Annotated in this window: 5 protein-coding genes and 1 pseudogene; 2 read left to right on the top strand and 4 right to left on the bottom strand. The window is 63.7% G+C overall.

Annotated elements, in window-relative coordinates:
* Nucleotides 1-89: 89 nt before the first annotated feature.
* The 3 genes from ABSG20_RS27980 to ABSG20_RS27970 form a co-directional block, all read right to left on the bottom strand.
* Complete coding sequence (locus tag ABSG20_RS27980) at nt 90-1,928, bottom strand: flagellar hook-basal body complex protein (protein ID WP_423867711.1); 1,839 nt, start codon at nt 1,926-1,928, stop codon at nt 90-92.
* A 193-nt stretch (nt 1,929-2,121) separates the two neighbouring features.
* Entirely contained in the window at nt 2,122-2,622 is a 501-nt protein-coding gene (gene msrB, locus ABSG20_RS27975; RefSeq protein ID WP_423867710.1) for a peptide-methionine (R)-S-oxide reductase MsrB, read from the bottom strand.
* Nucleotides 2,623-2,806: 184 nt separating this feature from the next.
* Complete coding sequence (locus ABSG20_RS27970; RefSeq protein ID WP_423867709.1) at nt 2,807-4,195, bottom strand: NAD(P)/FAD-dependent oxidoreductase; 1,389 nt, start codon at nt 4,193-4,195, stop codon at nt 2,807-2,809.
* A gap of 259 nt (nt 4,196-4,454) precedes the next feature.
* Between ABSG20_RS27970 and ABSG20_RS27965 the strand changes: the two genes are divergently transcribed.
* Nucleotides 4,455-5,021 (top strand): SixA phosphatase family protein, encoded by a 567-nt coding sequence (locus ABSG20_RS27965; RefSeq protein ID WP_423867712.1) that lies wholly within the window; start codon nt 4,455-4,457, stop codon nt 5,019-5,021.
* A gap of 65 nt (nt 5,022-5,086) precedes the next feature.
* Nucleotides 5,087-5,512 carry a universal stress protein gene (locus ABSG20_RS27960; RefSeq protein WP_423867708.1) on the top strand — a complete coding sequence of 142 codons (426 nt, stop codon included), beginning with the start codon at nt 5,087-5,089 and terminating at the stop codon, nt 5,510-5,512.
* A 10-nt stretch (nt 5,513-5,522) separates the two neighbouring features.
* Here ABSG20_RS27960 and ABSG20_RS27955 read toward each other — a convergent pair.
* Nucleotides 5,523-5,702, bottom strand: a pseudogene (locus ABSG20_RS27955) (hypothetical protein); the annotation flags it as partial.

Here is a 5,702-nt window from a genome sequence, read left to right as displayed (position 1 = left end):
CCTGCAACCCGGACATTGCGATGGCGAGAGCTGAACCCAAACTCATGATGGCTTCCTCTGGTCGACCGGGCCGACCTCTTGCAAATCGATCAACGCAGCACGTTCAGCAGATCCTGAATCATGGTGTTGGCCGTGGTGATGATCTTGGTGTTCGCCGAATAAGCCTGCTGGGTCACGATCAGCTTGGTGAATTCGGAAGCGATGTCGGTGTTAGATCCCTCCAGCGACGAGCCGCTGATGGTGCCCGAGGCGCCCTGAATGGCCGCCCCCGATTCCGAGGTGGCGGCATAGGCGCCACCGTCCAGCGCCTGCAGATAGTTGGTGCCGTTGAAGTGCGACAGCGTGACCGAGGCGAGATCGAGATTCTGCCCGTTGGAGAACGCGCCCACGACGATGCCGTTATTGTTGATGGCGACCGATTGCAACTGGCCGGCGGCGTAACCGTTCTGGGTGACGGCATTGATGGTGGCGGTGCCGCTGGTCGAGGCATATTGCGTGAGGCTGCCGGCTGCCACGTTGAACGAAATGGTCCCGAGGGTCTGGGTACCCACCTTCACATTGGGGATGGTGACGGCAGGCGTCGCCGGACTGGTCAGCGTGCCCGAGGAACTAAAAGTGAAGGGGGTGCCGACATTGGTCCACTCGGCATTGGTGCCCGTGGCGCTCGGAGCGGACTGGTAGAACAGGTTCCAGGTATTGGCGTGCGTTCCGCCCAGCCCCGCGCTGTCAACCTTGGCCCATCGCAGCTGCAGATTGACCGCGGTACCCGTCGCATCATAGGCGGTGATGGCGCCGCCGCTGATCGATTCGTTCAAAAAGGTCTGTTCGTCGTTGGCGACTACCACTCCCGTCGGCGGCGAGGGCACTGCGGTACGCGCCAAGTTCACCACGCCGCCGGCAAATCCGAGCGCTGCGAAGGCGGTCGCTCCAACGCCCGGACTTGGCGTGACCGTGATCGCGAGATTGGCCGCCGTCCCCGTGTGCAGCGTGATCGTGCCCGTGGTTGCGCCCGGCGTAAGGACCGGCTGCACCCCGGTGACCGCGCCGATCGTGTTGAGCAAGGTGCCAACCGTGTCACTGATATCGATATTTGTCCCTGTGGTGCCGGCGGTCGAGCCGGTATTCACGAAGGTGTAGGTGGTTCCGTCGATGTCGATCGTGTTGCCGGCCGCGAAGCCCGGGTTCAAATTGTCGCCTGCCCCGCCGGAAAGCTTGGTACTTGTGGTGATCGTTGCCCCCAGCCCGTTGGATACCGCGGTGCCTGTTGTCGTGGCATCGGTATAACCGGTAGCCGCAGTGAGGGTCGGATTTTGGCTGAAATCGAGCGGATTGAGGCCGCCGAGGGCGGTAATCGTACCGGCCGTCGCGGTCGGGCTGGAGATTGTGGTCGGGGTCGATGGCAGGTTGGCGGCATAATTGATCGACGTGGTGGTCTGCGACGGAATGAAATTGTTCTGGAACTGCAGCACCTGGGGCACGCTTCCGGTGACGTTACCGGTCTTCGGATCGACGGTTTCGCCCATCAGATAATAACCGGCGCCATTGACCAGATTGCCGTTGGCATTGACCTGGAAATCGCCGCGGCGGGTATAGTCGGTCGTGCCGCTGAAGATCGGGATGTTGTCGGTCTCGCCGGTGGATTGCTGCACCGAAAAGAAACCGTCGCCGTTGATCGCCATGTTGGTCGCAACCGTCGTGGTCGAGACCGTGCCCTGGGTGGTAATGGTCTGCTGCGCAAAAGCGGTCACACCGCCCGCGACCTGCCGGCTCGGCGAGGTCGCATCCGGAATCAGATCCTCAAAAGTGGTGTCGATACCCTTGTAGCCCGTGGTCGAAGCATTGGCGATGTTGCCCGAGATGTTCTGCAAGGCGAAGGATTGCGACTGCAGACCACCTACCGCCGTATTCAGCGCGTCGAAAATACCCATAACACCGTCTCCACATCAGATCCGCGCAGCCGGTTGGTCTGTGCCACCACGGCCGCCATCGAGGAAGACGCTCGCAAGCGTTGTGCCAATATGGAAAGTTGAGAGATATCAGTTCCTTGAATAGAAAGCCCCGGTCCGAAGGACCGGGGCGGAATTGCCGGGCGGGCAACAATTGCCGGCCGAAACCGGTCGTTCAGGTCGCCGACGGCGCGGCCGGATGGAATACCAGCGCAAAGCCGTCCATGCAGTAGCGCAGGCCGGTCGGCTTCGGCCCGTCGTCGAAGACATGACCGAGGTGGCCGCCGCAACGGCGGCAGTGAATTTCGGTCCGCAGCATTCCGAAGGTCCGGTCTTCGGTCTTGCCGACGGCGTTCTCGAGCGGCTGATAAAAACTGGGCCAGCCGGTGCCGCTTTCGTATTTTGTCTCCGAGGAAAACAGCGGCAGGTCGCAGCCGGCGCAGGCGAAGATACCCTTGCGGTGCTCGCCCAGCAGCGGGCTCGTACCCGGGCGCTCGGTGCCTTCCTGGCGCAGGATCTCATATTGCTGCGGCGTCAGCTGCGCGCGCCATTCCGCATCGGTCTTTTCGATCTCGAATTTCTCGGCGGCCCTTGCCGGGGTAGCCCGCAGCCAGCGGAAGGCGGCAAGGCCGAACAGGCTGGCGACAGATGCAAGCAGGATGCGGCGGTCAATCATGATGGTCTCCGTGGCGGCGGCATATCGGATGGTTCGCCCCCAAATACGGGTTGATGGCAGCGAAAGTTACACCGATCTGAAGCGATTTTCTCACTTTCTTGCGAGTTCCGCACCGGACTTCGCCGCTTGGATGAAAGGGTTGGATTCGCGGCCGGCCGAAGCAGGGCGACCACGAGGCTCGCCCCTACGGCGAACCGGCCGGCGGCGGGCGGGGCCGCGACGGCCGCAGTCCGGCCGCACGATTGGCCTCGGCCAAACGCGCCTCCCGAAGCCGCTCCTCCCGTCGCGCGCGCTCCCGGTAACGGGCCATTGCGCCGGTGGCGGCCGAGCTGCCGCGTCCCCACAACCCGATGGCGTAGGCGGCGACGCGGCCGGTCGCACCTCCCGCCCAGACCAGTTCGAACGGCGAAAACAGCCGCCAGCGTTCATCGCCCCACAAGATGCCGCGCGCGACCAGCTGCCCGGCCATCGCCGAGGTGTTCAAACCCCGGCGGCCGAAGCCGCTCGCGACCCACAAGCCGCGGCGCAACTGGCCTATCTGCGGCATGCCATGCACCGTCAGTCCGACGGCGCCGCCAAAGACCTCCGAGATCTCGACCCGCCCGAGCTGCGGGAAGATGGTGCGGATCCTGCGCGCAATGGCGCCGGCAAAACGTTCCGGCCGCGCCTCCCAGGTGGTTTCAGGGCTGGCCCACATCAGCCGGTCGCCCTGTACCACACGGAAATGATCGATGCCGTCGCTGTCGGTGACCGATCCCCTGAACGCCACGATCTCGGAGAGGCGCTCGCCCAGCGGCGCGGTCACCGCCGCGTAGCGCCAGACCGGCAGCAGGGTCTCCGACAGCCGCCGCAACGGCGCGCCCAGATGGAGGTTGCCGGCGAGCACGATGTGCGAGGCGCGCAACCGCGCCGACGGCGTCACGATGCGCTTGCGTATGCCCGATGCATCGACGCTGACGACCGGGGTGTCTTCGAAGATCCGCGCCCCCGCCCGCCGCGCCAGCGCCGCAAGACCATGGACGTATTTGCGGCCATCGATCTGAAAGGCCCTGGGATAATACACGCCATGGAAATAACGATCGGTCTTGAGCTGGTCGCGCACGCGCTCGACCTGCCAGCCTTCCACTTCGGTCTCAAAATCCTCGCCGAGCATTTGCAGCCGGCTGATCAACGCATCGCCGGCCTCGATGTTGGACACTTCGAGCGCGCCCTCGCTCAGCGCAATACCCGGAATTGATTCTTCTGACGCGTTGGCCCGCACATATTCGGCGCCCTGCCTGGACAGCGCCCAGAGTTCACGGGCGTCTTCAAAGCCGATGCGCGCGATCAAATCGCCGATCGGCAGCGCAAAGCCGGGCATCACCGTGCCGAGTTGATGGCCCGATGCATTCCAGCCGACATGCCGACCTTCGAGCACGGCGACGCTGGCGCCGAGCCGCGCGGCCTCCAACGCGACCGTCAGGCCGGCGAGACCCGCGCCGACAATGGCGATGTCGACATCGAGATCGAACGACAGCCGCGCACGATCCGGCATTGTCGGCCGGCTGGCCGCTTGTATGGAAGCCTCGCTCATGTCGTCTTCTTATGGACCGGTCGGAGGCTTGTCACCTCGCGATGGCTGCTGGATCCGAAGTTCGCCCATCATTATCCCGCGATCCCCGGCGAAGTCCGGATGCAAAAGGGCACCCTTAAATGCTGGTTCCAGTTTGGTTCTGGTTCAGAAGTTCTCTTGACGGACCAAGTGCGAAGGTGAAGAGAACGTGAAGGACCACCACGGCGGAGCGCCAGCCTGTATATTCATCCGCGGACTTGAAGCGAATCGAGATTGCGCCATGCGCCGTTTGATGCTGCTGCGTCATGCCAAAACCGAGACCGACGCGGCTTCAGGCCGCGACCAGGACCGCCGGCTCGACGACCGTGGCCGCATTGACGCCGCAGAGATCGGCCGCTTTATGGGGGCACACCCGCCTTTACCAGATCTGGTTCTGGTGTCGCCCGCGATCCGGGCGCATCAAACCTGGGAAATCGTCCACGAGGCGATCAAAGAGACGATCAAAGAGAGGACTAAGGACTTGGACCGGGAGCCGCGGGTCGAACTTTTGCCGGAACTTTACGCCGCCGACATCTCGCAGCTGCTGCGGACGATCCGCACCGCATCAACGGCCGATCCGAAAGTCCTGATGGTCGTCGGACACAACCCCGCCATGCACGAACTGGCGCTGGCTCTCGGCGGTAGCGGCGACGACGCCGGCCGCAAGGCGCTGGCCGGCAATCTGCCGACTTCGGGTTTGGCGGTATTCGAGTTCGCTGTCGACGACTGGGAAGATGTGGCATTCCGCCGCGGACGGCTGGCGCGGTTCGTGAGCCCGAAGCTTCTGAAGCAGATGTTGGACGACTGAGGCCGCAAGGTGGTCCGCCAGGCCGCGGTCATGCTAGGCTGGTCTGACAGCACGGAGGCGAATAGATGTTCAGGTCCATTCTCGTGCCGATCGACCTCGCCGATACCGATCTGGCGAAGCCTGCGATTGCCACCGCGGCAACGCTGTCGCAGACTTGGCACGGCGCGGTGCGGCTTCTCAACGTTTTGCCGATGACGCCGGTGATGCTGGCGGAATATGTGCCCGCCGATTTCGACGCCCAGCAGCGCCAGAGCTCCGAAGAGGCGCTCATCATCGTGGCGCAGGAATCCGGCATCGAGCCATCGCGGATCACCAGCGTGGTTCGGCAGGGCGGCATCTATCATGAGATTCTCGAAGAGGCCGCCGCCGTCAAGGCCGACCTGATCGTCATGACATCGCACCGGCCGGCGATGCGGACCTATTTTCTCGGCTCCAACGCCGGCCATGTCGTGCGCTACGCCAAATGCTCGGTGCTGGTGGTGCGGCATTAGATTGGCTAAGCTACGGCAGCAACGCCGCCGGCAAGTCATCGTACGTGTAGGCCCGCGGGCGGTTGCGCCGGACAAATCCTCCGACCTGGCAGGCAAACAGCGCGGCAAAACCGACCAGAAACAATGCGCCCGGCCATTCGCCTGTCGTGAGGGCGCGCACGAAAAGTCCCGACATCGCGATCGCGACCAG

It is taken from the genome of Bradyrhizobium sp., from assembly GCF_049512235.1.
In the GTDB taxonomy this organism is placed as follows: domain Bacteria; phylum Pseudomonadota; class Alphaproteobacteria; order Rhizobiales; family Xanthobacteraceae; genus Bradyrhizobium.
The sequence above is the reverse complement of the archived record's forward strand: the minus strand, read 5'-3'. Positions and strand labels throughout refer to the sequence as shown.

Coding starts and splice junctions, on each gene's coding strand:
- ABSG20_RS27980 (WP_423867711.1), bottom strand. CDS start 1,928: ATGGGTATTTTCGACGCGCTGAATACGGCGGTAGGTGGTCTGCAGTCG.
- msrB (WP_423867710.1), bottom strand. CDS start 2,622: ATGATTGACCGCCGCATCCTGCTTGCATCTGTCGCCAGCCTGTTCGGC.
- ABSG20_RS27970 (WP_423867709.1), bottom strand. CDS start 4,195: ATGAGCGAGGCTTCCATACAAGCGGCCAGCCGGCCGACAATGCCGGAT.
- ABSG20_RS27965 (WP_423867712.1), top strand. CDS start 4,455: ATGCGCCGTTTGATGCTGCTGCGTCATGCCAAAACCGAGACCGACGCG.
- ABSG20_RS27960 (WP_423867708.1), top strand. CDS start 5,087: ATGTTCAGGTCCATTCTCGTGCCGATCGACCTCGCCGATACCGATCTG.